The following is a 25852-nucleotide window of genomic DNA, read 5'->3' on the forward strand; positions in this document are numbered from 1 at the left end:
GCAAAAAGTACACGCGCCCATGTTTGCCTTTCAGTGCATCAATTCCCAAGCATCCGGCATGCCAAGCGCCTGCGCCGTCATGCCAATCCCTTCAACCGACAGCTCCAGCCGGTCCCGTATCGCCTCCAACAGCACCGCCATTCCCTCGCGGTCGGTCAGTTCGAACGCCACTCCCTTGTCGCTGTTCAGCAGCCGCACCAGCAGGCACACCGCCCGGTAACAGCCCCTGGTCTCAATCGCGGCTTCTCGAAAATCCTCGTGCAAAGCAGCCAGATTGGCCGGCGGTGCGGGGGGAGTGGTATCTGTATTCATGGTCAGCGCCTCATTCACGGTTTGAATTACCGCTCCTTTGCTTCCAAACAAAGGTGGCGGCCCGAACGCGGGTTGGAAGACCGATGAGGCACCGGCGAGCCTTGCGGCTCCCCACGCCCGAGCCGCCGAAAACGGGGCACAGACGCAAAAAAAGCCGCAACACCTACCAGTGGAGCGGCTCTACGCCGCCTCATTCGGGCTTCCAAACCCGTCCTGATTTCACTCAGGCACTGCGACTTTAACGCAAAACACGCAGTGGCGTGCGTGCAAATTCCAAGAAAAAGGGCCGGCTGTGAGGCCGGCCCAAAAGGGGGTTCCATGTCCGCGCCCGCAACGACGCAGGCCGCACAGTCCCAGATCAAGCCGCCAATGTCAACAACCCCGCACGATCTTTTCCGTAGAACGTCGCGGGCCGCGCAATGCACAGCCGCACGGTTCGCAGTGAGCCCAGGACGGGGAGCCAAAAACAAAAATGAATCAAGCACTTGGCGTTTCGGCGCCAAGTGCTTTTTTCTTGCCGGCCGGACAATTGATTGGCCGCCCAATTTGTAATCACCGAATTGCAAGGATGCTTCCAATTGCGGTGATACGGCCGGTCGACGTGCGGCCAAATCGGATACCTCTCACACTTACTCCACCAGTGGCGGTCGCCAGCCGGTCAAGAACCTGCTGCTGTCGGCGAGCACTGCTAAGATCATCTGATTCCAGATGTCAAACCTGCGTGCTCATACTGCCTCCCGCCGCCGCTGCATGTGGTGGTTGTGGCTGTTGCTGCTATTGCCGGCAGCTCAGGTGGCCGCGACGATGCACGTGTACACCCACGGGCTCGCGGAAGAGGCGAAAGAAACCCGCGAACTCGGCGGCAAGTTGGCGCTTTCTCATGCGCACTGCGGTATCTGCCTGACCGCTGCTGCACTGATCGGCGGTGCGCCCCCTGCCGAACCTCCGGCCCTATTCCATTCGACAGCCCTCTATGAGGTGCCGAAAGCCAAGCCCAGCAGTGCCTGGGGTTTCCCCTTCTTCCCGGCTTACGAGAGCCGCGCCCCACCACTTGCCCTGCACTGATCTTTGAATCGTGACGCCCGAGCCGCGCCCCGCGTGGCGGTGCGTCTTTCATAGCCATTGCTGGAGCAAGAACCCGTGAACAAGACTTTTCTGGCGAGCATCGCGCTCGCCTTGGCCGCGCCATTGGGCGCCATGGCCGACACACCCTCCGATATCAGCGCGCTTCGACAGGAGATCGAGGCCATGCGCGCAGCCTATGAAGCAAGGCTTCAGGCACTGGAACAGCGGCTGAAGGTGGCCGAGGGAGCCACATCCCAAGCGCCCAAGCCAGAGGCTGCCGTGGCGCAGCCCCCGGCATCCGTCGCTGCGACAGTGCCGGCGACCTCGGGTGGCGGTGCAAACTCGTTCAATCCGTCGATGTCACTGATCCTGTCTGGCCTCTACACCCGCACCTCGCTGGATCCGGCAAGCTACGCGATCACCGGTTTTCAGTTGCCCGCGGACGCTGAGGTCGGTCCGGGCACGCGGGGGCTCAGCTTGGCCGAATCCGAGCTTGGGTTTTCTGCAAACGTCGATCCGTGGCTGCACGGTGCAGCGAACATTTCCCTGCATGCGGACAACACGGTCTCGGTCGAGGAGGCGTACGTTCAGACCACATCGCTTGGCAATGGCGTGTCCCTGAAGGCCGGCCGGTTCTTCTCAGGTATTGGCTACCTCAACCCGCAGCATTCGCATACTTGGGATTTCACCGACAACCCACTGGCGTACCAGGCCCTGCTCGGCACTCAATATGGTGACGATGGGGTACAACTGAGCTGGCTGGCTCCCACTGACCGTTACATCGAAATCAGTGCCGAGCTGGGTCGTGGGCGCAGCTTTCCAGGCAGCGACACGGGGCGAAATGGCGCGGGCATGACGGCACTGAGCGCACATACGGGGGGCGATATCGGTGACAGCCACAACTGGCGCGCCGGTCTGTCGGTGCTCAACGCAAAGGCCACCGACCAGGCGCTGAATGCAACCAGCGCCGCCGGAAGCCTGGTCAACAACGCGTTCAGCGGCAGCACCCGGGTCTGGGTCGTTGATGGGATATGGAAATGGGCGCCTGACGGCAATGCCTCGCACACCAACTTCAAACTGCAAGGCGAATACCTGCGCAGCACGCGCGATGGAAGTCTCGTGTACGACGTGGGCAATTCCAACAGTGCGGGCGCGTACCGCGCCGTTCAGTCCGGCTGGTACGTGCAGGGTGTCTACCAGTTCATGCCCAACTGGCGCATTGGATTGCGCACCGAGCGATTGAACCCGGGCACGCCGGACTATGGCATCAATGCCCTGTCGTTGATGGGCAGTGGCTATCAGCCGCGCAAGAACTCCTTGATGCTCGACTACAACCCGAGCGAGTTCTCGCGTGTTCGCCTGCAGTTCGCACAGGACCGCTCACGCGAAGGGCGTCCCGACAACCAAATCTTCCTCCAGTACCAGATGAGCCTGGGCGCACACGGTGCACACAGCTACTGAAGCACATCATTACCAGGAACCTTGCATCATGAATCGACATACTTTTCTCGCTCTCCTTGCCGCACCTCTTGTGCTGCTGGCTACGCCCGCGCAAGCCGCGTTGCGCATCTTCGCCTGCGAGCCCGAATGGGGTGCACTGGCCCAGGAACTCGGCGGCAGCTTGGTCGACGTATCGGTCGCCACGAACGCACGGCAAGACCCGCATCAGATACAGGCCAAGCCCAGTCTGATTGCCCGTGCGCGCAATGCCGATCTTGTCGTGTGCACCGGCGCAGAACTGGAAATTGGCTGGCTTCCTGTTCTGTTGCAACAGTCGGGCAATGCCAAGATACAACCTGGGCAACCGGGCAACTTCGCTGCTGCTGACTATGTTCGAAAGCTCGAAATACCGACACAGCTGGACCGCTCGCAAGGGGACGTACACGCTGCCGGCAACCCGCATATCCAGACGGACCCGCGCAACATCGCTCAAGTGGCAGTCGCTCTCACGACCCGATTGCAGCAGGTAGACGCGGCGAACGCTGACCAATACGCGAAAGCGCAGGCCGACTTCAGTCAGCGCTGGCAACAAGCAATGGCGCGCTGGTCAACGCGTGCCGCGCCGCTCAGGGGCGTCCCGGCCGTCTCTCAGCACAAGGCATTTGTGTATCTGTACGACTGGTTGGGTCTGAAGGAAGTCGCCGTGTTGGAACCCAAGCCGGGGGTTGAACCCACGGCGTCACATCTGCAAGAAGTGCTCTCCACCTTGAAGGCAACTCCTGCGCGCATGGTGCTGTACTCCGCGTACCAGGACCCGCGGCCCTCCGAATGGCTGAGCAAGCACGCCGGCATTCCGGTGGTGAAAATCCCGTTCACGGTGGGTGGCACGGGTGGTGCCAAGGACCTGTTCGGTCTGTTCGACGATACCGTGACGCGGCTACTGGCTGCGCTGGGCAAGCTATGAACTGGAGCTCCCTCGACTGGGGCATCCTGGGCCCGGCATTGATCGCCGGCCTGCTGGTACTTGCAACCCATGTCCCTCTAGGCACTCAGGTACTGGACCGTGGCATCGTCTTCATCGACCTCGCCATCGCGCAGATTGCAGGGCTGGGGGTCATCGCCGCCGACGCACTGGGCATGCCAGAAGGCGGTATCGCGGTACAGGTGGCAGCGGTATGTGCGGCATTGCTCGGCGCTTTGCTGCTCACCTGGACCGAACGACGCGCGCCCGAGCAGCAGGAAGCGCTGATTGGCGTGATGTTCATACTCGCTGCCTGCGCCGGCATCCTGATGCTGTCGAGCAACCCGCACGGCGGCGAACATTTAAAGGACCTGCTGGTCGGGCAAATCCTCTGGGTCAACACGACACAACTCGTGTGGCTTGCAGGCGTGTCAGCGCTGCTTCTGCTGGCAATGTGGCTCGGGTTGGTCCAGAGGTTTGGTCGTTTCGGGTTCTACGGGGTATTTGCGCTCGCGGTGACTGCCTCAGTGCAGTTGGTTGGGGTGTACTTGGTGTTCTCCAGTCTCATCATTCCAGCATTGGCGACCCGCGCGTATCGGGGACGCAATCGCCACCGCATTGCGTATGGGATAGGTGCTCTCGGTTACGCGATCGGGCTAGCGCTTTCTGCATTGTTCGACCTGCCGTCTGGCGCGGTGATTGTCTGGGTTTTGGCGGCATGTGCTTTGGTTGGATCCAGGGTGCTTGGCTCGGCTGTTGGGCGAACGCAATGAGCAGTCAATGAAGCTGATTGACAATTGAAATGCGCCCAGCGCGATTGAACCCGGCGGGTTGCGCGACGCCGCCTGCCAAACCGAAAGGGGCCTGGGGCCTGCCAATCGCCGATTCCTTTTTTGATGGGCACCATCCCCGCTACGATGCATGCACCGCATGATTCATAGATACGCTCCGTGACACTTCCCTGGCTAGGCCCCAACGATCCATTTCCCTCAGTCTCTGGCGCCTGGGACACTTCGAGCCCCGCGCCAGGTCTGCTCGCCGCTGGCGGTTCACTTTCGATTGAGCACCTCAGCACGGCCTACCGCTCGGGCATTTTCCCGTGGTACTCCGAGGGCCAGCCCATTCTGTGGTGGTCGCCCGACCCGCGCATGGTGCTCCAGGTGGCGCAGTTTCGCGTGCACCGGTCGCTCCGCCAGACGCTGCAGAGGTTTCGCACCGATGCGAGCTGCGAGATCCGTATCGATCACGATTTCGCAGGCGTCATCACGGCATGTTCACAGGCACCACGGGCTGGACAGGCGGGCACCTGGATTGGTGAGGACATGATCGCGGCCTACATCCGACTGCACCAGGCCGGCATGGCCCACAGCATCGAGACCTGGATCAACGGCAGGCGCGTCGGTGGCCTTTACTGTGTGGCCATTGGGCGCGCAGTGTTTGGTGAATCGATGTTTTCGCTGGTACCAGATGCCTCCAAGATTGCACTCGCCGCATTGGTGGCGCTGTGCCGCCGCCACAGTATTGAGCGTATCGACTGCCAGCAAAACACGCCCCATCTGGCGCGGCTTGGAGCACACGAGGTGCCGCGCACGCAATTCACGGCGCAGGTGGCACTGGCTTGCCAGCAAGCACCTGTGGAATGGTTATTCAAGCCTCTATACTGGGACGAAATCCTTCGCCTTGCGCCCGCAGCCGGATGACGCAACTCAACGAACTTCCCTTCCAGACGCTGCAGTTTTATGCCACGGCGCCTTATGCGTGCAGCTACCTGCCGGGGCGCGAGGCGCGCTCCCAAGTGGCCACCCCAAGCCACCTGGTGCGCAGCGACAGCTATTCCGCGCTGGTCGCACAGGGCTTCAGGCGCAGCGGTATGTTCACCTACCGGCCCTATTGCGATGGCTGCCACGCCTGCATTGCCTTGCGGGTGCTTGCCTCGGAGTTCAAACCTGACCGGAGCCAGCGCCGTGCGCGCGCCCGCCACCAGCACCTTCAGGCGCGCGTGCTTCAGCCAAGCTTCGACGCGGAACACTACCAACTGTACCTGCGCTACCAGACGGGCCGCCACAGCGGCGGGGGCATGGACCACGACAGCGTGGAGCAGTACACACAGTTTTTGCTGCAAAGCCGCGTGAATTCACGGCTGGTGGAGTTTCGCGAAGCCGACACCCTCGCTACCCCTGGCCGGCTGGTGATGGTCTGCATTCTGGACGTACTCGACGATGGCCTTTCCGCCGTGTACACCTTCTACGATCCCGCGCCCGGGTGCAATCTGGGAACCTACGCCATCCTTTGGCAAATCGAACAGGCGCGGGCACTGGGCCTGTTGCACGTCTATCTTGGCTATTGGATCCAGGAAAGCCGAAAAATGCAGTACAAGGCGCGCTTTGTTCCCCACGAAATTCTGGTGAACGGCCATTGGCAAACCGTGGAGACCCGGATCTAGTTAGCACATCTTTTTTTCACAAGGTAAAATGTTCCACCGCACTGTGGATACCGTTGCCATGAAAAAAAGCCCTCTTTCTGCACCTCCAAAACCGAGTGTCCAGGTACTGGAGCGCGTCTTTGCACTAATCGACATACTCGCGGACCATGAGGAAACCGTCTCCCTCAAGGAGATCAGCGAGCGCACAGGCCTGCACCCCTCCACGGCACACCGCCTTCTCAATGATCTGACTATTGGCCGCTTTGTCGATCGCCCGGAAGCTGGCAGCTACCGTCTGGGAATGCGTCTGCTGGAACTTGGCAATGTGGTTAAAACGCGCCTGAATGTGCGCGATGCAGCACTCGCTCCCATGCGCGAGTTGCATCGCCTCATACAACAGCCGGTCAACCTCAGTATGCGCCAGGGGGACGAGATTATTTATGTGGAGCGCGCCTACAGCGAGCGCTCTGGCATGCAAGTGGTACGCGCCATTGGGGGGCGCGCACCGCTGCACCTGACCTCTACGGGCAAGTTATTTCTCGCGGCCGATGAGGCATCCCGTGTACGCGCTTATGCGACCCGCACGGGTCTTGCCGGCAATACCCGCAACAGCCTGACACGCCTTCCCGACCTGGAGCGCGAGCTGGTCCAGGCACGCAAAACTGGCGTTGCCCGCGACAACGAGGAGCTGGAACTCGGCGTGCGCTGCATGGCAGCCGGCATTCGCGACGATCAGGGCAAACTGGTGGCAGGGCTGTCAATTTCAGCGCCCGCCGATCGGCTTGACGATGCCTGGCTTCCCAAGCTGGAAGCTACGGTCCGAGAAATTTCGATGGCGCTGGGTTACTTGAAAGAAGGCGAATCGCCTGCGTAAACCGCCGCCCTTAAAGTACGCTGAACAGAGGAGCGTGCCGGAGCGCCTGCCCCAGCACACGCAGCGCCATCAGCCTTTGATGATTTGCAAATGGTGGGTACCGGCAGCGAGCCTCGGAGTCGATTCTACCCAGGAGCGCACGCGCTCGGCGTCGGCGATGCGGCTCAACTTGCCAGCCGAATCCAGGAACACCATGATGAGTTTGCGACCCGCAATCTGCGTCTGCATGACCATGCAACGCCCAGCCTCTGTGATGTAGCCCGTCTTTTGCAGGCCGATGTCCCACTCCGGGTTCTTCACCAGACGATTGGTGTTGTTGTACTGCAGCATGCGGTGGCCAACGGCCACCTCATAGCCAGGCGAGGTTGTGAATTCCCGCAGCAACGGGTCGCCGTGGGCAACATTCACCAAAGCAGCCAGGTCGCGTGCACTCGACTGGTTCTGGCTTGAGAGACCCGTGGGTTCCACGTAGCGTGTGTCGGTCATGCCGAGCAGCCGCGCCTTGGCGTTCATTTGGGTGACAAACGCTGACAACCCTCCAGGATAAGTGCGACCGAGCGCGTGTGCAGCCCGATTCTCACTTGACATCAATGCCAAGTGCAGCATTTCGCGGCGGCTGAGGGTGGTACCTACGGCCAGGCGCGAGCGGCTGTTCTTCTCGGTATCGACGTCGTCCTGGGTGATGGTGATGGGCTCAGCCATGGGCAGATGCGCCTGGCTGATGATCAAACCCGTCATCAGCTTGGTCAGTGAAGCAATAGGCAACACCGCGTGGTCGTTCTTGCTGAGCAGGACTTCCTTGGTATCTTGATCGATCACCAGCGCCACGCTGGACTTGAGGTCAAGAGGCCCTTCCACCGCGTGCAGGCCGGCCATTTCACCAAACGAAGGGCGCGCCTTGACGACTGCGGCGGCAACGCGGGGCTTGCGCACTGAGTGCGCAGAGGTGCGCACCACGTGAGAAGAGGCGTGCTTGCGTGCCGGTACCTTGGACACAGTGGCTGTGCGCTTGGCAGCGGCTACCGATTTTTTCGCAGTGTGTTTGCGCTGCGCCGCATCGGCCGCGGGCGCCGCCAAGGCCACGCCCAGCGCGACGATGAAAAAACCCCTGCAAATTGGAGAGAAGGTGGCACACAGGCGGCGAAAATTCACGGGATGTCTCCAAATGCCTACAACGGTGAAGGAGTGTAGCTACTCATAAAAAAACATGCAAGATCAAGATCTTGCATGCTGTTTTAAAGAAGTTGCATGAAATCAACACGGCGCGGGAGCGCCTAGCCCTGGGCAGCAACTTTTTCTGCCTTGCTGTGCAGCTTGTTGAGCGCACTAATGTAGGCCTTGGCTGACGCGACGACGATATCCGGATCCGCGCCCACACCATTGACCACGCGGCCACTGCTCTGCAGGCGCACTGTCACCTCGCCCTGACTTTCGGTCGAGCCGCTGATGGCATTCACCGAGTACAGCACCATTTCGGCCCCACTTTGCGCATGCTGCTCAATGGCTTTGAGCGAGGCATCTACCGGGCCATTGCCGTCCGACTCACCCTTGATTTCCTTGCCGGAAGCCGTAAACACGACGCTCGCATGGGGCCGCTCACCGGTTTCGCTGTGCTGAGAGAGCGAGACAAACACGTACTCTTCGCCGTGGTTGGAGACGCTCTCGTCGCTCACCAGCGCCAGGATGTCTTCATCGAAGATCTCGCTCTTGCGGTCGGCCAACTCCTTGAAGCGGGCAAATGCTGCGTTGGTGTCCGCTTCGCTCTCCAGGCTCACGCCAAGTTCCTGCAGGCGCTGTTTGAAAGCGTTGCGGCCGCTCAATTTGCCCAGAATGATCTTGTTGGCGCTCCAGCCCACGTCCTCGGCGCGCATGATTTCGTAGGTATCGCGCGCCTTGAGCACGCCATCCTGGTGAATACCGCTGGCGTGCGCAAAGGCGTTCGCCCCCACCACGGCCTTGTTGGGCTGCACGACGAAACCGGTGGTCTGGCTCACCATGCGGCTGGCCGCCAAGATATGCTGCGTGTCGATACCCACTTCGAGGCCAAAGTAGTCCTTGCGCGTTTTCACCGCCATGACGACTTCTTCAAGCGAGCAGTTGCCTGCGCGCTCGCCCAGGCCGTTGATGGTGCACTCGACCTGGCGCGCGCCGCCGATCTTGACGCCAGCGAGCGAATTGGCCACTGCCATGCCCAGATCGTTGTGGCAATGCACCGACCAGATGGCCTTGTCGCTGTTGGGCACACGCTCGCGCAGGGTTTTGATGAAGTTGCCGTACAGCTCGGGGATGGCATAGCCCACGGTATCGGGCACATTGATGGTGGTCGCGCCCTCACGAATCACTGCCTCAATGACACGGCAGAGAAAGTCCACCTCGCTGCGGTAGCCATCTTCTGGGCTGAATTCGATGTCCCCGCACAGGTTGCGGGCAAAGCGCACGGATTGCGTCGCCTGCTCCAGCACCTGCTCGGGCGTCATGCGCAGCTTCTTCTCCATGTGCAGCGGACTCGTTGCAATGAAGGTGTGGATGCGTGCACGGTTGGCGCCCTTCAAGGCTTCGGCAGCCCGCGCGATGTCGCGGTCGTTGGCGCGCGAAAGCGAGCAGATGGTGGAATCCTGAATGCTGTTGGCAATCAGCTGCACCGCTTCAAAATCGCCATTCGAGCTGGCGGCAAAACCAGCCTCGATCACATCAACCTTCAGGCGCTCAAGTTGGCGCGCGATGCGCAGCTTCTCATCGCGCGTCATGGAAGCTCCGGGCGACTGCTCGCCGTCGCGCAAGGTGGTGTCGAAAATGATGAGTTTGTCTGTCATCGTGCTCTCCGAAAGTGGCGGTTGTTTAGTGTTGTAGGTGGGCGCGCTGGGTCAGGCGGGCGCAACCGCGCATTGTGCACGTTGTGCCCCCTGCGCCGTGGCGCGCTCCAGGCCCGAGACGATGGCCTTGAGGGCGGCAGAAATGACATCGGCGTCCATGCCCACGCCAAACAGGGTTTGGGTCTCGTTCACGCGCAGTTCAAGATAAGCGACTGCCTTGGCATCGGCGCCGGCGCCGATGGCGTGCTGGTGGTAGTCAATCACGCGAATGCGGTGGCCCGCGGCCGCCTGCAAGGCTTGAATGAAGGCGTCTATCGGGCCATTGCCCTGCCCGTCCACGTCAACCAGCGCTCCGCCCCAGCGCAACTGGCCGCGCAGGCGCACTGAAGCATCGGCCTGCGCCTCAAGCACGCGGTTGGAGAGCGTTTGCACGGCGGTCAACCCGTACTCTCGCTCAAACAAGGCGTAGAGATCAGCTGCACACAACTCCGTGCCTGCCACGTCCATCACACGCTGCACCACCTGCATGAATTCAATTTGCAGGCGCCGGGGCATTTCGATGCCGTATTCGCTCTCCAGCAGGTACGCCATGCCGCCTTTGCCCGACTGGCTATTGACGCGGATGACCGCCTCGTAGCTGCGGCCAACGTCCTTGGGGTCAATGGGCAGATAGGGCATGTCCCAGACATCGCCATCGCGCCGCGCGGCAAACGCCTTCTTGATCGCGTCCTGGTGCGAGCCCGAAAACGAGGTATAGACCAGATCGCCTGCATAGGGGTGCCGCGGGTGCACGGCAATCTGGTTGCAGTGTTCCACCGTCGCACGGATTTCGTCGATATTGGAAAAATCGAGTTCAGGCGATACACCCTGCGTGTAGAGATTGAGCGCCACGTTCACCAAGTCCAGATTGCCGGTGCGCTCGCCATTGCCAAACAGGCAGCCTTCAATGCGGTCGGCGCCCGCCATCAGGGCGAATTCGCCCGCGGCCGTGCCAGTGCCCCGGTCGTTGTGCGGATGCACCGACAGCACAATGCCATCGCGGCGCGCGAGATGGCGGTGCATCCACTCGATCATGTCGGCAAAGATATTGGGCGTTGAGTGCTCAACCGTCGAGGGCAGGTTGACGATGCACTTGTGCTCGGGGCCTGCGTTCCACACGGCGGTCACCGCATCGACCACACGCTTGGAAAACGCGAGGTCGGTGCCCGAGAACATTTCCGGCGAATACTGGAACGTCCAGCAGGTATGCGGCTGGCGCGCGGCCAACGCGTTGAACATCGCCGCGTGGTTGGTCGCCAGCGACACGATCTCGTCCTCGTCCATACCCAGCACCACGGTACGCATCACGGGCGCCACTGCGTTGTAGAGGTGCACGATGGCGCGCGGCACACCTTGAAGCGACTCGAAAGTGCGTGCAATCAGGGGCTCTCGCGCCTGCGTCAGCACCTGGATGGTGACATCGTCGGGAATGCGGTCTTCTTCGATGAGCTTGCGCACAAAGTCGAATTCCACCTGCGATGCGGATGGAAAACCGACTTCGATCTCCTTGAAGCCAATCGCCACGAGCTGCTCGAACATGCGCATCTTGCGCGCAATGTCCATGGGCTCCACCAGCGCCTGGTTGCCATCGCGCAGGTCCGTGGACAACCAGATGGGCGCGCGGGTCAGGACGACATCGGGCCAGGTGCGGTCTTTCAGGCCGATGGGAGGGAATGCGCGGTACTTGGTCTGGGGGTGCTGGAGCATGTGGTGGTCTCTGCCAGGGTTGGAAAATCAACCAGCAACCCCAAAAACAAAACGGCCCGTTGCTGGTGCGAACGGGCCGAAATGAGGATGGTGCTTGCGCGCTACCGTGTTCGCCCGTGAGGAACGTTTAGTAGGGCTAGCGACATCTTGGTCATGAGGGTGACTACTCTAGCACAGGATTTTCAGTTGTGCAGCCCACGTTCGTCGGGCTCGTCAGTGGATGTGCTGATGACGCTGGTCTGTTGCCCTTTGGACTTGCGCCAAGCGTACACGCCATAGCCACTGAAACCATAGACCACAAAAATGCAGAACAGCACCAGCGACGGACGGATGCTGATCATGGCCAGACCCAGGGCAATCAGCACGATTACCGCAAAGGGCACGCTTTTTTTCATCTGCACGTCCTTGAAACTGTAAAACGGCACATTGGTCACCATGGTGAGGCCGGCATACAACGTCAGGGCAAACATGATCCAGGTGACCTGGCTCCAGCTGAGCCATCCCGGCAGGCCGCGTGCGACCCCGAACTCGGTCAGCAACCAGATGAACCCGGCCACCAGCGCGGCAGCGGCCGGCGATGGCAGGCCTTGAAAGAACCGTTTGTCGACCACGCTGGTGTTGACGTTGAAACGGGCAAGCCGCAGAGCGGCGCAGGCGCAGTACACAAAGGCCGCGATCCAGCCCCAGCGGCCAAGGTCTTTCAGGGCCCATTCGTAGGCGATCAACGCGGGGGCGGCGCCGAACGACACCATGTCCGAGAGCGAATCCATTTGCTCGCCGAAGGCACTTTGCGTATTCGTCATACGCGCCACACGGCCATCCAGGCTGTCGAGCACCATGGCGCAAAAAATACCAATGCCGGCCATGTCGAAATGCCCGTTCATGGCCATCACGATCGCGTAGAAGCCGCCAAACAGCGCCGCCAGCGTAAAGAGGTTGGGCAGTATGTAGATGCCCTTGCGCCGCTTGCGCACGAAGACGCCGTGTGGCGTTTCGCCTTCGTCAATTTTGTGCATCAAAAAGGCCTCCAGCGCTTATTTCTATTGCCCATATAGCTACTTTTTTAATAGTATCTTCTCCAAGAACTCAGGCGGCAGTGTAGTCGCGGTGTTCAACCCACCCCCAACAACAAAGGCCACCGAAGTGGCCTTTGCATGGCTCAGCGCACGGCTGGACGCTCAGTTGCGGGTCTGGTCGACGAGCTTGTTCTTGGCGATCCAGGGCATCATGGCGCGCAGCTGACCACCGACCTTCTCAATCGAGTGGTCGGCGGTGTTGCGGCGGCGCGCCGTCATGCCAGGGTAGCCGGTGCGGCCTTCCAGGATGAACATCTTGGCGTAGTCGCCGTTCTGGATGCGCTTGAGCGCATTGCGCATGGCGGCGCGCGACTGCTCGTTGATGACCTCGGGGCCGGTCACGTACTCGCCGTACTCGGCGTTGTTCGAGATCGAGTAGTTCATGTTGGCAATGCCGCCTTCGTAGATCAGATCCACGATGAGCTTGAGCTCGTGCAGGCACTCGAAGTAGGCCATCTCAGGGGCGTAGCCGGCCTCGACCAAGGTTTCATAACCCATCTTGATCAGCTCGACGGCACCGCCGCACAGGACGGCCTGTTCGCCGAACAAATCGGTCTCGGTCTCTTCCTTGAAGTTGGTCTCGATAATGCCGGCCTTGCCGCCGCCGTTGGCCATGGCATACGACAGCGCCAGGTCACGCGCCTTGCCGGTCTGGTCCTGGTGCACCGCGATCAGGTGGGGCACGCCGCCGCCCTGGGTGTAGGTGTTGCGCACGGTGTGACCGGGTGCCTTGGGCGCCACCATCCACACGTCCAGATCGGTGCGGGGCACGACCTGGTTGTAGTGCACGTTGAAGCCGTGGGCGAAAGCCAGCGAGGCACCCTGCTTGATGTTGGGTTCGACGTTGTTTTTGTAAACCGAGGCGATGTCTTCGTCGGGCAACAGGATCATGACCACGTCGGCAGACTTGACGGCGTCGTTCACTTCCATCACCTTCAGGCCGGCCTTTTCGACCTTGGGCCACGAAGCGCCGCCCTTGCGCAGGCCGACCACGACCTTGACGCCGCTGTCGTTGAGGTTTTGCGCGTGCGCATGGCCCTGGCTGCCGTAGCCGATGATGGCCACGGTCTTGCCCTTGATGAGGCTCAGGTCACAGTCCTTGTCGTAAAAAACTTTCATCTCTTCTCTTTCGTAAATAAGGGGTTGGGCCGTTCTCCCTGAGCCTGTCGAAGGGCTCGTCTGCCCCGAAGGGGCTTCGACAGGCCCAGCCCGAACGGACCGAATGGCTGAGCCTTTGGTGAACAGGGACGGACTTTACACGCGCAGCACGCGTTCGCCCCGGCCTATGCCGCTGGCACCGGTGCGCACGGTCTCAAGGATGGCCGTGCGGTCGATGGCTTGCAAGAAGGCGTCGTTCTTGGCCTGGTCGCCGGTGAGCTCCAGCGTGTAGCTGCGCTCGGTGACGTCGATGATGCGGCCGCGAAAGATGTCGGCCATGCGCTTCATCTCCTCGCGCTCCTTGCCCACGGCGCGCACCTTGACCATCATGAGCTCGCGCTCGGTGTACGCGCCTTCGGTCAGATCGACCACCTTGACCACCTCGATCAGGCGGTTGAGGTGCTTGGTGATCTGTTCAATGACGTCTTCAGAACCTGCGGTCTGGATGGTCATGCGCGACAGCGATGCATCCTCGGTGGGTGCGACGGTCAGCGATTCGATGTTGTAGCCCCGCGCAGAGAACAGCCCGACCACGCGCGAGAGCGCACCGGGTTCGTTTTCGAGCAGGACGGCGATGATGTGTTTCATGAAGAGATTCCTCTTTTTGCTGCCCTCCGCGCACGCCGGTAAGCGTGCGCCTTGGCAGGCAATAGATTCGTCGAAAATACTACTGTAATGATAGCTGCTTGCGCTTATGGAGTATGCGCTGGAGGCCGATTTGACTACAAATCCTCCGAGCCCAGCAGCATTTCCGTGATGCCCTTGCCGGCCTGCACCATGGGGAAGACGTTTTCGGTGGGATCGGTACGGAAATCCATGAACACCGTGCGGTCCTTGAGCTTGCGCGCTTCGCGCAGCGCGGGTTCCACGTCCTGCGGGCGCTCGATCAGCATGCCCACGTGACCATAGGCTTCGGCCAGCTTGACGAAATTGGGCAGCGCGTCCATGTAGCTGTGGCTGTAGCGGCCGGAGTATTCGATCTCCTGCCACTGGCGCACCATGCCGAGGTAGCGGTTGTTCAGCGACACCACCTTGATTGGCGTGTTGTACTGCAGGCAGGTCGAGAGCTCCTGGATGTTCATTTGCACCGAGCCTTCGCCCGTGATGCAAAACACCTCACTTTGCGGCTTGGCCAGCTTGATGCCCATGGCGTAGGGAATGCCCACGCCCATGGTGCCCAGGCCGCCGGAGTTGATCCAGCGGCGCGGCTCGTCGAAGCGGTAGTACTGCGCCGCCCACATCTGGTGCTGACCCACGTCGGAAGTGATGTACGTGTCGGCATCCTTGGTCATGTTCCAGAGCGTCTCGACCACGTACTGGGGCTTGATGACGTCCGCGCTGCCCATGCTGTACTTCAGACAGTCGCGGCTGCGCCAGCCTTCGATGGTGTCCCACCACGCGGCCAGGGCACCAGCATCGGCCCGGGTCGAGGTTTCGCGGATCATGGAGATCAGCTCGGTCAGCACGTCCTTGACATCGCCAACGATGGGAATATCGACCTTGACGCGCTTGGAAATGCTCGATGGGTCAATGTCGATGTGAATGATCTTGCGTTCGTTCTGCGCAAAGTGCTTGGGATTGCCAATCACGCGGTCGTCAAAGCGCGCGCCCACCGCCAGCAGCACGTCGCAATGCTGCATGGCGTTGTTGGCCTCCACCGTTCCGTGCATGCCCGGCATACCGAGAAACTTGCGGTTGCTCGCTGGGTAAGCGCCCAGGCCCATCAGCGTGTTCGTCACCGGGTAGCCCAGCATGTCCACCAAGGTGCGCAACTCGTTCGTGGCGTTGCCCAGCAACACGCCGCCGCCGGTATAGATGTAAGGCCGCTTGGCGGCCAGCAACAACTGCAGCGCCTTGCGGATTTGCCCGCCATGGCCCTTGCGCACCGGGTTATAGGAGCGCATTTCGATGCTTTGCGGATAGCCTTCGTACGCCGCCTTCTTGAATGAGACGTCCTTGGGGATGTCGACCACCACCGGCCCGGGCCGGCCCGAGCGCGCAATGTGGAAGGCCTTCTTCAAGGTGATGGCCAGGTCACGCGGATCCTTGACCAGGAAGTTGTGCTTGACGATGGGCCGCGTAATGCCCACCGTGTCGCATTCCTGGAAGGCGTCCAGGCCAATCGCGGCCGTGGGCACCTGGCCGGTGATGATCACCATGGGAATGCTGTCCATGTAGGCCGTGGCAATGCCGGTGACCGCATTGGTGACGCCGGGACCCGAGGTGACGAGTGCCACGCCTACGTCGCCCGTGGCACGGGCATAACCGTCCGCAGCATGGATGGCGGCCTGCTCGTGGCGCACCAGCACATGCTGCATGGTGTCTTGTTTGTAGAGTGCGTCGTAGATGTAGAGGACCGCACCGCCAGGATAGCCCCAGATGTACTTGACACCTTCGGCCTGCAAGGCCTTGACGAGAATTTCTGCACCCATGAGTTCCTGGGTGGCGGGAGCAGCGCCCTGCTTTTGGGCGGCGGCTGCCGATGCGAGTTCGGCTGATGAGATTTCCATGATGAACCTTTGTGATTTTCTCTAACGAAAAACCTTGGGTGCTTCTTGCCAAGGCCCTCGTGAGGCCCGCTCGAAACTTGAGGCCAAGGACATGGGCGGGATGATTGCCGCGCCGGACCGAGACCCGTTTGCTTTGATGATGCTGGGTGCGATTATCGCACTGCAACAAATCGCCTGTGCGCCGGAATTGAAAAAAACGTGGAAATGCAATAATCCGCGCCGCAGCCCGGCAGCGATTGGGCGCAGCCCCTGTCTCCACCACCTGCCCCTCTTGGCCACCGAAAAAGAACTGTCTGATTTCCTCAAAAGCGTCGAAAAACGGGCCTTCAAACGCTCGTACTACCACGTGCGCAACGAGGAATCTGCGCTGGACATCGTGCAAGACAGCATGATGAAGCTGGCGGAACACTATGGCGACAAGCCTTCCAACGAGTTGCCGATGCTGTTTCAGCGCATTCTCAGCAACTGCACGCTGGACTGGTTTCGTCGCCAGAAAACCCACCGCGCGGTGTTTTCTTCCATGGGTGAATTTGTCCCGGCAGGCGACGATGGGGGAGAATTCGACGTACTGGACGCTCTGTCGCTCTCAAGCAACGGTGAGCGCGCCAGCAGTGCAGAAGATATTGTGCGCAGAGAGCAAATTTTTCACCAAATCGAGCATGAAGTCGCACTCTTGCCCACGCGTCAACGAGAAGCGTTTTTAATGCGTTATTGGGAGGAACTGGACGTCGCCGAGACCGCTGCTGCCATGGGTTGCTCTGAAGGCAGTGTCAAAACCCATTGTTTTCGTGCAGTTCAAACGCTCGGCAAAGCCCTCAAGGCCAAAGGAATCGAACCATGAAAACCCTTCCCGCAACCAGTGTCGATCTGGCTTTGGAGCGCTACGCGCACCGCATCACAGCACGCCTGAACGAGGGGCTTGCCGATGTACCTTATGAGGTCGCCGAGCAATTGCGGGCGGGCCGCATGCAGGCACTCGCCCAACGCAAAAAACCGGTCGCTGTGCGCAAGCCCGCGTCCGTGCTCACTCGCCTGGGCAGCAGTTTGGCGCTCGGCGGTAGCCGAACGGGAGGCTGGCGGTACGCTCTTCTGTCGGCGATTCCGGTGCTGACGCTGGTGGCTGGCCTCATGGTGGTTGGCGCCCAGCAGGATGAAACAGGCGTCAGCGAAATCGCAGAGGTGGATGCCGCCCTGCTGACCGATGACCTGCCGCCCGCCGCCTACGCCGACCCCGGTTTTGTGCAGTTTCTCCAGACTCGCGCCAACCAAAGTCACTGAGCGGGCCGCATCCTTTCTCTTTTTGCATGTACGCATCCACGACGCACTCTTCTCAAACGCCCCGTGCCACGCCAGCCACCGTGCTGGCGTTGGTTTTGCTGGTGGGCCTTGCAGTTGGCGGTGCGATGGTGCTGAACATGGGCCGGATCGCTCCCGGCACACAAATCCCCCCAGACGCGATGGTCCCCCAGGGCGATGCTGCTGTGCAGTCCGCCACTACAAAACCCAAAGCGCGCGCCGTCGCCTCTGGTCCTGGCTGGGAGTTGATGACCACTCCGCAAAAGCTGGCCTTGTATCCCCTTGCGGAACGTTGGGCCTATTTGAGCGAAGCGCAAAAACGCTATTGGCTGGCACTGGCACAGAACTTCGCTTCCATGCCTGAATCGGAACAAGAACGCTTGCACGCCCGCATGACGGCATGGGCGAGCCTGAGCGCGCAGCAGCGTAGCCAAGCGCGACTCAATTTTGCCGTCACACGCCGCCTGGCACCACACGACATTCGTTCCGAATGGGAAACCTACCAGGCTTTGAGCGATGCCGACAAAAAGCGCCTTGCGGCCAAGGCTGCAAAACCTAGGGGAGCGGCCACCGCACTGAAGCTGGCGCGCACCAAGCGACTCGCCCACGTGCCTGCGGCCGATGGCGCGCAGGCAAAAGTGGCCAACCCACCGAAAATCGTGTTCCCCGCACCCGCAGCGGTTCGGCTGCCTTCCGTGCCCGAACCCGTTGCATTGCCACCAGCGCCGCCTGCGCCGCCTGCCTCTGCAAGCGACAATCCAGTGCCTGCGCAAATGCCGCAGGCCCCAGATCCTTCTGACGCCCCTACGCAATCCGATCCCCTGCCCCCGGTGTACGTGAATTGAATCCCTTGAATTTTCCCGCCAAAGCGTCCGCTAATGCCCTGGCCAGCGCCGCCATGGCGGCTCCCGCCCTCTCCCGCCGCATGGCCTGCTGGCTGTACGAAGGCATCCTGATGTTTGGCGTGGTGTTCATCGCCGGCTATCTGTTTGGTACGCTGAGCCAGACTCGGAATGCCCTGGACAACCGCCACCCGCTGCAAGCGTTTCTTTTTGTCGTATTTGGTATTTATTTCGTCTGGTTCTGGTCCAAGGGCCAGACTTTGGCGATGAAAACCTGGCACATCCGCGTGGTGGATATTGCCGGCCGACCCCTCACGCAACGGCGCGCTCTGGCCCGCTATGCGCTAGCCTGGCTGTGGTTCTTGCCGCCTTTGCTGGTGGCAGCACCGTTTCAATTGCCTGCCCTGGAGGTCGTCGTGATTCTGGTGGGCTGGATCGCCTTCTGGGCCTTCGCCAGCCGCTTGCATCCGCAGCAGCAGTTCTGGCACGACGCGCTGGCCGGTACGCGCCTGGTCAATGCCCAGGCTTGGCAGGACTGAACCTGGCGTGACTGCATCGGCGGCGACAATGCGCCCCATGACCAAAGCTGCTGGCGCGAATTCGCCGCCCACCAATCTCCAGAAGCAGCGGCGCGGCCTGCACCGCATGCTGCACGCGACCCGCTATTCCCTGCTCGGCCTGGGCGCCGCCTGGGGCGAAACCGCCTTTCGCCAGGAAGCCATTGCCGCGCTGGTGCTGGTACCCGCGGCTTTCTGGCTCGGGAAGAGCTGGATCGAAGTCGCGCTGCTGGCCGGCTCGGTCGTGCTGCTAATGATTGTGGAACTCCTCAACACCGCGGTGGAAGCCGCGATCGACCGCATTGGCCCCGAATGGCATGTGCTCTCAGGCCGTGCGAAGGACCTAGGCAGCGCCGCCGTCCTGCTCAGCCTGCTGCTGTGCATGGGCATCTGGGGCACCGCCATTTACCAAAGGATTGTTCATGGCTGAGCCCCGTTTTTCGGTGTGTGTGTACTGCGGCTCTCGGCCCGGAGAAAACCCGTTGTTTGGCGAGGCGGCCCAGGCCGTGGGCACCTGGATTGGCACGCAGGGCGGTCAGCTCGTCTATGGCGGTGGCCGCAGCGGCCTGATGGGCACCGTGGCGCAGGCGACGGCAAGCGCGGGCGGACGCGTCGTCGGTGTCATTCCGCAGTCGCTGGTAGACAAGGAACATGCCAACCGCGCGTGCGACGAGCTGCACATTGTGCAAACCATGCACGAACGCAAGGCGCTGATGGCCGAGCGCAGCGACGCTTTTCTGGCGCTGCCGGGCGGCATTGGGACCTTCGAAGAGCTGTTTGAAGTCTGGACCTGGAGCCAGCTCGGCTACCACAACAAGCCCATCGGCCTGCTCGACGTGGCCGACTATTACCAGCCGCTGCTGGCGTTTCTGTCGGGCAGCGTGCAGGCAGGCTTCATGGGGCCGTGGCAAATGGACCTGGTGCGTGTGGGCACCGAGCCGGCGAGCCTGCTGGCGCAGTTGGTGCAGGCCGCGCCGCGCAGCGCAGCGCAAGAAGGGGCGCTGCAGGGGAAAATCTAATCGGCCAAGCGAATTACACCGCCGCGTCGTCCAGGTCGCCCGTGCGGATGCGCACCACACGCTCGACGGCGGTGACGAATATCTTGCCGTCGCCGATCTTGCCGGTGCGCGCCACCTGCACGATGGCGTCCACGCAGCGCTCCAGGTCTTCGCTGCGCACCACCACTTCAATCTTCACCTTGGGCAAAAAGTCCACCACGTACTCTGCCCCGCGGTAGAGCTCGGTGTGGCCCTTCTGGCGGCCAAAGCCCTTCACCTCGGTGACCGTGAGACCGGTGACGCCGCATTCGGCCAGCGCCTCGCGCACTTCTTCGAGTTTGAAGGGCTTGATGATGGCGGTGATCATTTTCATAGAGGAACTCCTGGGTTTGGTGAATGCGTTGCGTCAGGCGCGGAACTGGTTGGTGATGGGATAGCGCCAATCCTTGCCGAAGCTGCGCCGCGTGACGCGGATGCCCACCGGCGCCTGGCGGCGTTTGTATTCGTTGATTTTGATGAGGCGCGTCACCCGTTCGACATCGGCACGCTCGAAACCGGCCGCGATGATGGACTCGATGGCTTCGTCATTTTCCATGTAGCGCGCAATGATGGCATCCAGCACCTCGTAGGGCGGCAGACTGTCCTGGTCGGTCTGGTCAGGCCGCAGCTCGGCGCTGGGTGGGCGCGTGATGATGCGCTCGGGGATCGGGTTGGCGCCGGTGTTGAACGGGTCGTTGGCATTGCGCCAGCGCGCCAGCGCAAAGACCTGCGTCTTGGGCACGTCCTTGATGGGCGCGAAGCCCCCTGCCATGTCGCCGTACAGCGTGCAATAGCCCGTAGCCAGCTCGCTCTTGTTGCCCGTGGTCAGCACCAGGCTGCCAAACTTGTTCGACAGCGCCATCAAGAGCGTGCCGCGAATGCGCGCCTGGAGGTTTTCTTCCGTCGTGTCTTCCGCCTTGCCAGCAAATTGCGGCGCGAGGGAGGCCTTGAAGGCTTCGAATGCGGGGCGGATATCGATCTCTTCGTACGACACGCCCAGGCGCCCGGCCATGTCACGCGCGTCGATCCAGCTGATGTCGGCGGTGTAGGGCGACGGCATCATTACCGTGCGCACGCGGCCCTTGCCCAGCGCATCGACGGCCAGCGCCAACACCAGAGCCGAATCGATGCCGCCCGAGAGGCCCAGCAGCACACCGGGGAAGCCGTTCTTGCCGATGTAATCGCGCACGCCCAGCACCAGCGCATGCCACAAGTCTGGCAGCACGCCAGGCAGCGGCGCCACGTCTGCTTTAATTTTGATAGCTGCCTGCGCTTGTTCCACCTGTGCAAACATCAGCTTTTCTTCAAAAGCCGGGGCACGGGCGACGACAGCGCCGTCCGCATCCAGCGCAAACGAGCGCCCTTCGAAGACCACCTCGTCCTGCCCGCCCACCAGGTGCGCATAGACCAGCGGCAGGCCGGTTTCCTGCACCCGCGCGCGCATGGTCTCCTCACGTGTGCTGCTCTTGCCGCTGTGGAACGGCGAGGCGTTGATGACGGCGATGAGCTGGGCGCCCGCTGCCGCCACGTCCCGTGCGGGCGTGGTGTGCCAGGCGTCCTCACAAATCAGCAAGCCCACCTGCAGGCCGGCGACCTCGAACACGCAAGGCGCCTCGCCGGGCCGGAAGTAGCGCCGCTCGTCAAACACCTCGTAGTTGGGGAGCTCCCGCTTGGCATAGGTCTGCTCAATGCGCCCGGCGCGCAGCACGCTGGCAGCGTTGAAACAGGTGGCAAACGCTGCCGCTCCGCTGGCCCGCTGCGGGTGCCCCAGCACGATGACGAGGTCTTTCAGGGCCGCCGTCGCCTCGGCAATGCGTTTGACGGCATCATCACAGGCCGCGAGAAACGCTGGCCGCAGGAACAAATCCTCGGCGGCATAGCCACACAAGGCCAGTTCGGGCGTCAGCAGCAAGGCCGCGCCGCCGGCATGGGCCGCGTGCGCTGCATCGATGATCTTCTGCGCGTTGCCGCGCAGGTCACCTACCGTGAAATTGAGTTGCGCTATGCAAATGGAGAGCGTCATGGGGTCCAGAAGGGCGGACAAAAGTCAGCGGCAAACCATGCCGAGCACACGAGCATTCGCAATGAACGCACGCGTTGCCAGGGCCCTGCATGGCTGAAAAAGGCATTATCACCCGCGTGCACACCAGTCCGCTGGCGCTGGACGCTGCAGAGTGGAACGCCCTTCTGGCGCAGCAGGCGCACGCGACCCCCTTCATGCGCCACGAGTACCTCGCGGCCTTGCACACGAGCGGCGCTGCCGTGCCCGCCACCGGCTGGCACCCGCACTATGTCACGCTGGAGCAGGAAGGCCATCTGATCGCCGCCTGCCCGCTGTACCTCAAGGAACATTCGTACGGCGAATACGTGTTCGACTGGGCCTGGGCGCGCGCCTACCAGGAGCACGGCCTGCGCTACTACCCCAAAGCCCTGATGGCTGTGCCGTTCACCCCGGTGCTGGGAGCCCGGCTGCTGGCGCGCGACGAGGCGGCACGCACGGCGCTGCTCCGCGCGGTGGTGGCCTGGTGCGAGGAGCAGTCCTTGTCGTCCTTGCACCTGCTCTTTGGCAGCGATGCGGACATGGCGGCGTGTAAAAGTGTGGGGCTGATGCAGCGCACCACCGTGCAATTTCACTGGAAGAACCGTGCGCCCGGCGGCGGCAAGTTCCACGATTTCGACCATTTTCTCGGCGCCCTCACCCAGGACAAGCGCAAGAAAATTCGCCAGGAGCAACGCCGCGTGCGGGACGCGGGTGTGCGCTTTCATTGGGCGCTCGGGTCGAACATTTCCGCTGCCGACTGGGATTTTTTCTACCGCTGCTACGAACGCACCTACCTGGAGCACGGCAACCCGCCCTACCTCAGCCGCCCGTTCTTTGAGCGCATGGCGCAGGACATGCCGGGCGCCTGGCTGCTGTTCATTGCCGAGCGTGAAGGCAAAGCGATCGCTAGCAGTTTGATAGCTGTCAGCGCATATCCATCAAGCGCTGGAGGCCAAAATGACCTGGATTTTTCGCCACCAACAGCCTATGGCCGCTACTGGGGGGCGCTGGAGCGTGTGGACAGCCTGCACTTTGATGCCTGCTACTACCAGCCACTCGCCTGGTGCATAGCGCATGGGTTTGCTGCCTTCGAAGGCGGTGCGCAGGGGGAGCACAAAATGGCCCGCGCGCTGATGCCGGTCGCCACACACAGCGCCCACTGGCTGGCCCACCCCGCCTTTGCCGATGCAGTGGAGCACTTCCTGGAGCGCGAGGATGCCGGCGTGGCGGCGTACCTGGAAGAATTGGAGGGTCGCACGCCGTTTCGCGCGGCAACACAGAGGGTTGCAAACCCCTGATTGCAACGCGGAGGTACTGCTTTTGAGTTGCCAGTTCACCTAAAGATGCATATTATCTACATCTAATAAAACAAGCCATGACCACGATGCCCATTGCTACCAAAACCATTCTTTCCAGCGTCCCAACCTCTGAGGTCTGCCATGGGCGCGTCTGACCAGGCAGCGCCTCTGGCGCAGGCGCTGGAGCGCCCCTACCGCCACGGCTTCGTCACGGATGTCGAGTCAGACTCATTGCCGCCAGGCCTTGACGAGGGCACGATTCGGGCCATTTCGCTGCGCAAGCGCGAGCCCGAATTTTTGCTGAAGTGGCGCCTGGCCGCCTACGAGCGCTGGCTGACCATGCCAACGCCCGAGTGGGCGCATGTGCGCATGGAGCCGGTGGACCTGCAGGCGCTGTGCTACTACTCGGCCCCCAAGTCGCTCAAGGACGGCCCCAAGAGCCTGGCCGATGTGGACCCCAAACTGCTCGAAACCTACGAGAAGCTCGGCGTGCCGCTGCACGAGCGCGCACGGCTGGCGGGCGTGGCAGTGGATGCGGTGTTCGACTCGGTCTCCGTGGGCACCACCTTCCGCGAGCAACTGCACAAAGTCGGCGTCGTCTTCTGTTCGTTCTCGCACGCCGTCGAGCACTACCCGGAACTGATTGAGCGCTACATGGGCAGCGTGGTGCCGGTGGGTGACAACTACTACGCCGCACTGAACTCGGCGGTGTTTTCCGACGGCTCCTTCGTCTACATCCCCAAGGGCGTGCGCTGCCCGATGGAGCTGTCCTCGTACTTCCGCATCAACGCCAAAGGCACGGGCCAGTTCGAGCGCACGCTCATCATTGCGGAGGAAGGCAGCCACGTGAGCTACCTTGAAGGCTGCACGGCGCCGCAGCGCGACGAGAACCAGCTGCACGCCGCCGTGGTGGAGCTGGTGGCGCACGACGACGCCTACATCAAGTATTCGACGGTGCAGAACTGGTACCCCGGCGACGAGAACGGCCTGGGCGGCATCTACAACTTCGTCACCAAGCGGGGTTTGTGCGCCGGCAAGCGCTCGCACATCGCCTGGACGCAGATTGAAACCGGCTCGGCCATCACCTGGAAGTACCCCAGCGTGGTGCTGCGCGGCGACGATTCGCGCGGCGAGTTCCATTCGATTGCCGTGTCCAACCACTTCCAGCAGGCGGATACCGGCACCAAGATGATCCACCTGGGCAAGAACACCAGCAGCCGCATCGTCTCCAAGGGCATCAGCGCCGGCAACGCGCAAAACAGCTACCGTGGCCTGGTGCGCATATCCCCCGGTGCGGCCAATGCACGCAACCACACGCAGTGCGATTCGCTCTTGATTGGCCCCAAGTGCGGCGCCCACACCTTCCCCTACATCGACACCACACGCAGCGACGCCGTGGTAGAGCACGAAGCCACCACCACGCGCATCTCGCAGGACCGCTTGTTCTACTGCCAGCAGCGCGGCATTGCCCCCGACGACGCAACAGCGCTTATCGTCGGTGGTTTCTGCCAGTCGGTGCTCGAAGAGCTGCCGATGGAATTCGCGCTCGAAGCCAAGGCCCTGCTCGCGGTTTCGCTCGAAGGCTCGGTTGGCTGAGCCAGAACATTCTTAGAAAAGTCGGAACACCCCATGACCACCTCTACCACCCCCCTGCTGCAACTGGACGCCCTGCGCGTTGCCATTGGCGAAAAAACCATCCTGCAATCCATCAGCCTGGATGTCGCCCCCGGCGAACTCGTGGTGCTGATGGGCGCCAACGGCAGCGGCAAAAGCACGCTGGGCCTGGCGCTCGCAGGCCATCCGGCCTACCACGCTACCAACGGCACGGCGCGCTTTGGCGGCGCTGATCTGCTGGCCATGGAACCCCAGGACCGCGCCCGCGCCGGGCTGTTCCTGTCGTTCCAGGCGCCCCCCGAAATTCCGGGCGTCAAGAACAACCTGTTCATCCGCACCGCCATGAATGCCGTGCGCGCCGCGCGTGGCGAAGACCCGCAGGACGCGTACGACTTTCTCGGCAGCGCCAAGGCCGCCGCCACGACACTCGGCCTGCCAGAAAACATGCTCAACCGCCCGGTGAATGATGGCTTTTCGGGCGGTGAGAGGAAGCGCAACGAACTGCTGCAACTCTCCTTGCTGCGTCCGCGCCTGGCGGTGCTCGACGAAATCGACTCGGGCATGGACGTGGACGGCGTGCGCGCTGTCGTCGAGCTGGTGCAGCGCCTGCGCAGCGAAGGCACGGCCTTCATCGTCGTCTCGCACTACCTGCAGTTGATTGAGTCGCTGCAACCCGACACCGTGCTGCGCCTCGCGGACGGCCAGATCGCCGAGCGCGGCGACATCACCCTGGCGCAGCGCATTGCACGCACCGGTTTTGTGCAGGCGCCCGAATTGGCAGAGGCTTGAG

General features: G+C 61.9%; 26 protein-coding genes. 16 read left to right on the forward strand and 10 right to left on the reverse strand.

Annotated features, from left to right (window positions below; translation table 11 throughout):
- Nucleotides 1-30: 30 nt before the first annotated feature.
- Complete coding sequence (locus AC07ZH_RS15060; protein ID WP_495200427.1) at nt 31-312, reverse strand: hypothetical protein; 282 nt, start codon at nt 310-312, stop codon at nt 31-33.
- A gap of 750 nt (nt 313-1062) precedes the next feature.
- Between AC07ZH_RS15060 and AC07ZH_RS15065 the strand changes: the two genes are divergently transcribed.
- The 7 genes from AC07ZH_RS15065 to AC07ZH_RS15095 all read left to right on the forward strand — a co-directional run bounded on the left by AC07ZH_RS15065 (nt 1063) and on the right by AC07ZH_RS15095 (nt 7074).
- Entirely contained in the window at nt 1063-1377 is a 315-nt protein-coding gene (locus tag AC07ZH_RS15065) for a DUF2946 family protein (RefSeq protein WP_158606120.1), read from the forward strand.
- 75 nt (nt 1378-1452) lie between these two features.
- Nucleotides 1453-2838, forward strand: a complete 1386-nt coding sequence (locus AC07ZH_RS15070) for a putative porin (protein WP_495200428.1) — start codon at nt 1453-1455, stop codon at nt 2836-2838.
- A gap of 28 nt (nt 2839-2866) precedes the next feature.
- Nucleotides 2867-3781: a metal ABC transporter substrate-binding protein gene (locus AC07ZH_RS15075; protein ID WP_495200429.1), complete on the forward strand. Its 915-nt coding sequence runs from the start codon at nt 2867-2869 to the stop codon at nt 3779-3781.
- Entirely contained in the window at nt 3778-4551 is a 774-nt protein-coding gene (locus AC07ZH_RS15080) for a metal ABC transporter permease (RefSeq protein WP_495200430.1), read from the forward strand. Before AC07ZH_RS15075 ends, AC07ZH_RS15080 begins: the two co-directional genes overlap by 4 nt.
- A gap of 177 nt (nt 4552-4728) precedes the next feature.
- On the forward strand, nt 4729-5478 hold the full coding sequence (aat, locus tag AC07ZH_RS15085) for a leucyl/phenylalanyl-tRNA--protein transferase (protein WP_495200431.1): 750 nt from the start codon (nt 4729-4731) through the stop codon (nt 5476-5478).
- Nucleotides 5475-6221, forward strand: coding sequence for an arginyltransferase (locus tag AC07ZH_RS15090; RefSeq protein WP_495200432.1), 747 nt, complete (start codon nt 5475-5477; stop codon nt 6219-6221). Before aat ends, AC07ZH_RS15090 begins: the two co-directional genes overlap by 4 nt.
- A gap of 58 nt (nt 6222-6279) precedes the next feature.
- Nucleotides 6280-7074, forward strand: a complete 795-nt coding sequence (locus AC07ZH_RS15095; protein ID WP_495200460.1) for an IclR family transcriptional regulator — start codon at nt 6280-6282, stop codon at nt 7072-7074.
- A 69-nt stretch (nt 7075-7143) separates the two neighbouring features.
- Here the strand turns inward: AC07ZH_RS15095 and AC07ZH_RS15100 are convergent, their stop codons facing one another.
- From AC07ZH_RS15100 to AC07ZH_RS15130, 7 genes are all read right to left on the reverse strand, one after another.
- Complete coding sequence (locus AC07ZH_RS15100; RefSeq protein ID WP_495200433.1) at nt 7144-8226, reverse strand: serine hydrolase; 1083 nt, start codon at nt 8224-8226, stop codon at nt 7144-7146.
- Between the two features lie 122 nt (nt 8227-8348).
- Nucleotides 8349-9887: a 2-isopropylmalate synthase gene (locus AC07ZH_RS15105; RefSeq protein ID WP_495200434.1), complete on the reverse strand. Its 1539-nt coding sequence runs from the start codon at nt 9885-9887 to the stop codon at nt 8349-8351.
- A gap of 51 nt (nt 9888-9938) precedes the next feature.
- Nucleotides 9939-11633 (reverse strand): 2-isopropylmalate synthase, encoded by a 1695-nt coding sequence (gene leuA / locus AC07ZH_RS15110; RefSeq protein ID WP_495200435.1) that lies wholly within the window; start codon nt 11631-11633, stop codon nt 9939-9941.
- A gap of 182 nt (nt 11634-11815) precedes the next feature.
- Nucleotides 11816-12649: a CDP-diacylglycerol--serine O-phosphatidyltransferase gene (gene pssA, locus AC07ZH_RS15115; RefSeq protein ID WP_495200436.1), complete on the reverse strand. Its 834-nt coding sequence runs from the start codon at nt 12647-12649 to the stop codon at nt 11816-11818.
- A gap of 162 nt (nt 12650-12811) precedes the next feature.
- Nucleotides 12812-13828, reverse strand: coding sequence for a ketol-acid reductoisomerase (gene ilvC, locus AC07ZH_RS15120; RefSeq protein WP_495200437.1), 1017 nt, complete (start codon nt 13826-13828; stop codon nt 12812-12814).
- Nucleotides 13829-13963: 135 nt separating this feature from the next.
- Nucleotides 13964-14455, reverse strand: a complete 492-nt coding sequence (gene ilvN / locus AC07ZH_RS15125; protein WP_119107525.1) for an acetolactate synthase small subunit — start codon at nt 14453-14455, stop codon at nt 13964-13966.
- 134 nt (nt 14456-14589) lie between these two features.
- The gene (locus AC07ZH_RS15130) at nt 14590-16377 is read right to left on the reverse strand and encodes an acetolactate synthase 3 catalytic subunit (protein ID WP_495200438.1); all 1788 of its coding nucleotides are present in this window, start codon (nt 16375-16377) and stop codon (nt 14590-14592) included.
- Between the two features lie 271 nt (nt 16378-16648).
- On the opposite strand from AC07ZH_RS15130, the gene AC07ZH_RS15135 reads away from it, so the two are divergent.
- Genes AC07ZH_RS15135 through AC07ZH_RS15160 form a run of 6 tightly spaced genes read left to right on the forward strand, consistent with a single transcriptional unit; the run spans nt 16649 to nt 20091 of the window.
- A complete protein-coding gene (locus AC07ZH_RS15135; RefSeq protein ID WP_119108496.1) occupies nt 16649-17218 on the forward strand; it encodes an RNA polymerase sigma factor in 570 nt (189 codons plus the stop codon).
- Nucleotides 17215-17655: a DUF3619 family protein gene (locus tag AC07ZH_RS15140; protein WP_495200439.1), complete on the forward strand. Its 441-nt coding sequence runs from the start codon at nt 17215-17217 to the stop codon at nt 17653-17655. Before AC07ZH_RS15135 ends, AC07ZH_RS15140 begins: the two co-directional genes overlap by 4 nt.
- 26 nt (nt 17656-17681) lie before the next feature.
- A complete protein-coding gene (locus AC07ZH_RS15145; RefSeq protein ID WP_495200440.1) occupies nt 17682-18518 on the forward strand; it encodes a DUF3106 domain-containing protein in 837 nt (278 codons plus the stop codon).
- A 53-nt stretch (nt 18519-18571) separates the two neighbouring features.
- Complete coding sequence (locus AC07ZH_RS15150) at nt 18572-19054, forward strand: RDD family protein (RefSeq protein ID WP_495200461.1); 483 nt, start codon at nt 18572-18574, stop codon at nt 19052-19054.
- 37 nt (nt 19055-19091) lie between these two features.
- On the forward strand, nt 19092-19502 hold the full coding sequence (locus AC07ZH_RS15155; protein WP_495200441.1) for a diacylglycerol kinase: 411 nt from the start codon (nt 19092-19094) through the stop codon (nt 19500-19502).
- Complete coding sequence (locus tag AC07ZH_RS15160; protein ID WP_495200442.1) at nt 19495-20091, forward strand: LOG family protein; 597 nt, start codon at nt 19495-19497, stop codon at nt 20089-20091. Before AC07ZH_RS15155 ends, AC07ZH_RS15160 begins: the two co-directional genes overlap by 8 nt.
- 13 nt (nt 20092-20104) lie before the next feature.
- On the opposite strand, the gene AC07ZH_RS15165 is transcribed toward AC07ZH_RS15160, so the two are convergent.
- Both AC07ZH_RS15165 and AC07ZH_RS15170 read right to left on the reverse strand, forming a co-directional pair.
- The gene (locus tag AC07ZH_RS15165) at nt 20105-20443 is read right to left on the reverse strand and encodes a P-II family nitrogen regulator (RefSeq protein ID WP_119107520.1); all 339 of its coding nucleotides are present in this window, start codon (nt 20441-20443) and stop codon (nt 20105-20107) included.
- A gap of 33 nt (nt 20444-20476) precedes the next feature.
- Entirely contained in the window at nt 20477-22132 is a 1656-nt protein-coding gene (locus AC07ZH_RS15170) for an NAD+ synthase (protein WP_495200443.1), read from the reverse strand.
- Between the two features lie 89 nt (nt 22133-22221).
- Here AC07ZH_RS15170 and AC07ZH_RS15175 point away from each other — a divergent pair, with 89 nt between their 5' ends.
- The 3 genes from AC07ZH_RS15175 to sufC all read left to right on the forward strand — a co-directional run bounded on the left by AC07ZH_RS15175 (nt 22222) and on the right by sufC (nt 25851).
- Nucleotides 22222-23448 carry a GNAT family N-acetyltransferase gene (locus AC07ZH_RS15175; protein WP_495200444.1) on the forward strand — a complete coding sequence of 409 codons (1227 nt, stop codon included), beginning with the start codon at nt 22222-22224 and terminating at the stop codon, nt 23446-23448.
- 141 nt (nt 23449-23589) lie between these two features.
- On the forward strand, nt 23590-25044 hold the full coding sequence (sufB, locus tag AC07ZH_RS15180; protein ID WP_119107517.1) for a Fe-S cluster assembly protein SufB: 1455 nt from the start codon (nt 23590-23592) through the stop codon (nt 25042-25044).
- Between the two features lie 33 nt (nt 25045-25077).
- Nucleotides 25078-25851 carry a Fe-S cluster assembly ATPase SufC gene (gene sufC, locus AC07ZH_RS15185; RefSeq protein WP_495200445.1) on the forward strand — a complete coding sequence of 258 codons (774 nt, stop codon included), beginning with the start codon at nt 25078-25080 and terminating at the stop codon, nt 25849-25851.
- The last annotated feature ends 1 nt before the right edge of the window (nt 25852 follow it).

Source organism: Simplicispira sp. GW247-4R2A, from assembly GCF_059424465.1.

Coding starts and splice junctions, on each gene's coding strand:
- AC07ZH_RS15060 (WP_495200427.1), bottom strand. CDS start 312: ATGAATACAGATACCACTCCCCCCGCACCGCCGGCCAATCTGGCTGCT.
- AC07ZH_RS15065 (WP_158606120.1), top strand. CDS start 1,063: ATGTGGTGGTTGTGGCTGTTGCTGCTATTGCCGGCAGCTCAGGTGGCC.
- AC07ZH_RS15075 (WP_495200429.1), top strand. CDS start 2,867: ATGAATCGACATACTTTTCTCGCTCTCCTTGCCGCACCTCTTGTGCTG.
- AC07ZH_RS15080 (WP_495200430.1), top strand. CDS start 3,778: ATGAACTGGAGCTCCCTCGACTGGGGCATCCTGGGCCCGGCATTGATC.
- AC07ZH_RS15090 (WP_495200432.1), top strand. CDS start 5,475: ATGACGCAACTCAACGAACTTCCCTTCCAGACGCTGCAGTTTTATGCC.
- AC07ZH_RS15095 (WP_495200460.1), top strand. CDS start 6,280: ATGAAAAAAAGCCCTCTTTCTGCACCTCCAAAACCGAGTGTCCAGGTA.
- AC07ZH_RS15105 (WP_495200434.1), bottom strand. CDS start 9,887: ATGACAGACAAACTCATCATTTTCGACACCACCTTGCGCGACGGCGAG.
- leuA (WP_495200435.1), bottom strand. CDS start 11,633: ATGCTCCAGCACCCCCAGACCAAGTACCGCGCATTCCCTCCCATCGGC.
- pssA (WP_495200436.1), bottom strand. CDS start 12,649: ATGCACAAAATTGACGAAGGCGAAACGCCACACGGCGTCTTCGTGCGC.
- ilvC (WP_495200437.1), bottom strand. CDS start 13,828: ATGAAAGTTTTTTACGACAAGGACTGTGACCTGAGCCTCATCAAGGGC.
- ilvN (WP_119107525.1), bottom strand. CDS start 14,455: ATGAAACACATCATCGCCGTCCTGCTCGAAAACGAACCCGGTGCGCTC.
- AC07ZH_RS15130 (WP_495200438.1), bottom strand. CDS start 16,377: ATGGAAATCTCATCAGCCGAACTCGCATCGGCAGCCGCCGCCCAAAAG.
- AC07ZH_RS15140 (WP_495200439.1), top strand. CDS start 17,215: ATGAAAACCCTTCCCGCAACCAGTGTCGATCTGGCTTTGGAGCGCTAC.
- AC07ZH_RS15145 (WP_495200440.1), top strand. CDS start 17,682: ATGTACGCATCCACGACGCACTCTTCTCAAACGCCCCGTGCCACGCCA.
- AC07ZH_RS15150 (WP_495200461.1), top strand. CDS start 18,572: ATGGCGGCTCCCGCCCTCTCCCGCCGCATGGCCTGCTGGCTGTACGAA.
- AC07ZH_RS15155 (WP_495200441.1), top strand. CDS start 19,092: ATGACCAAAGCTGCTGGCGCGAATTCGCCGCCCACCAATCTCCAGAAG.
- AC07ZH_RS15160 (WP_495200442.1), top strand. CDS start 19,495: ATGGCTGAGCCCCGTTTTTCGGTGTGTGTGTACTGCGGCTCTCGGCCC.
- AC07ZH_RS15165 (WP_119107520.1), bottom strand. CDS start 20,443: ATGAAAATGATCACCGCCATCATCAAGCCCTTCAAACTCGAAGAAGTG.
- AC07ZH_RS15170 (WP_495200443.1), bottom strand. CDS start 22,132: ATGACGCTCTCCATTTGCATAGCGCAACTCAATTTCACGGTAGGTGAC.
- AC07ZH_RS15175 (WP_495200444.1), top strand. CDS start 22,222: ATGGCTGAAAAAGGCATTATCACCCGCGTGCACACCAGTCCGCTGGCG.
- sufB (WP_119107517.1), top strand. CDS start 23,590: ATGGGCGCGTCTGACCAGGCAGCGCCTCTGGCGCAGGCGCTGGAGCGC.
- sufC (WP_495200445.1), top strand. CDS start 25,078: ATGACCACCTCTACCACCCCCCTGCTGCAACTGGACGCCCTGCGCGTT.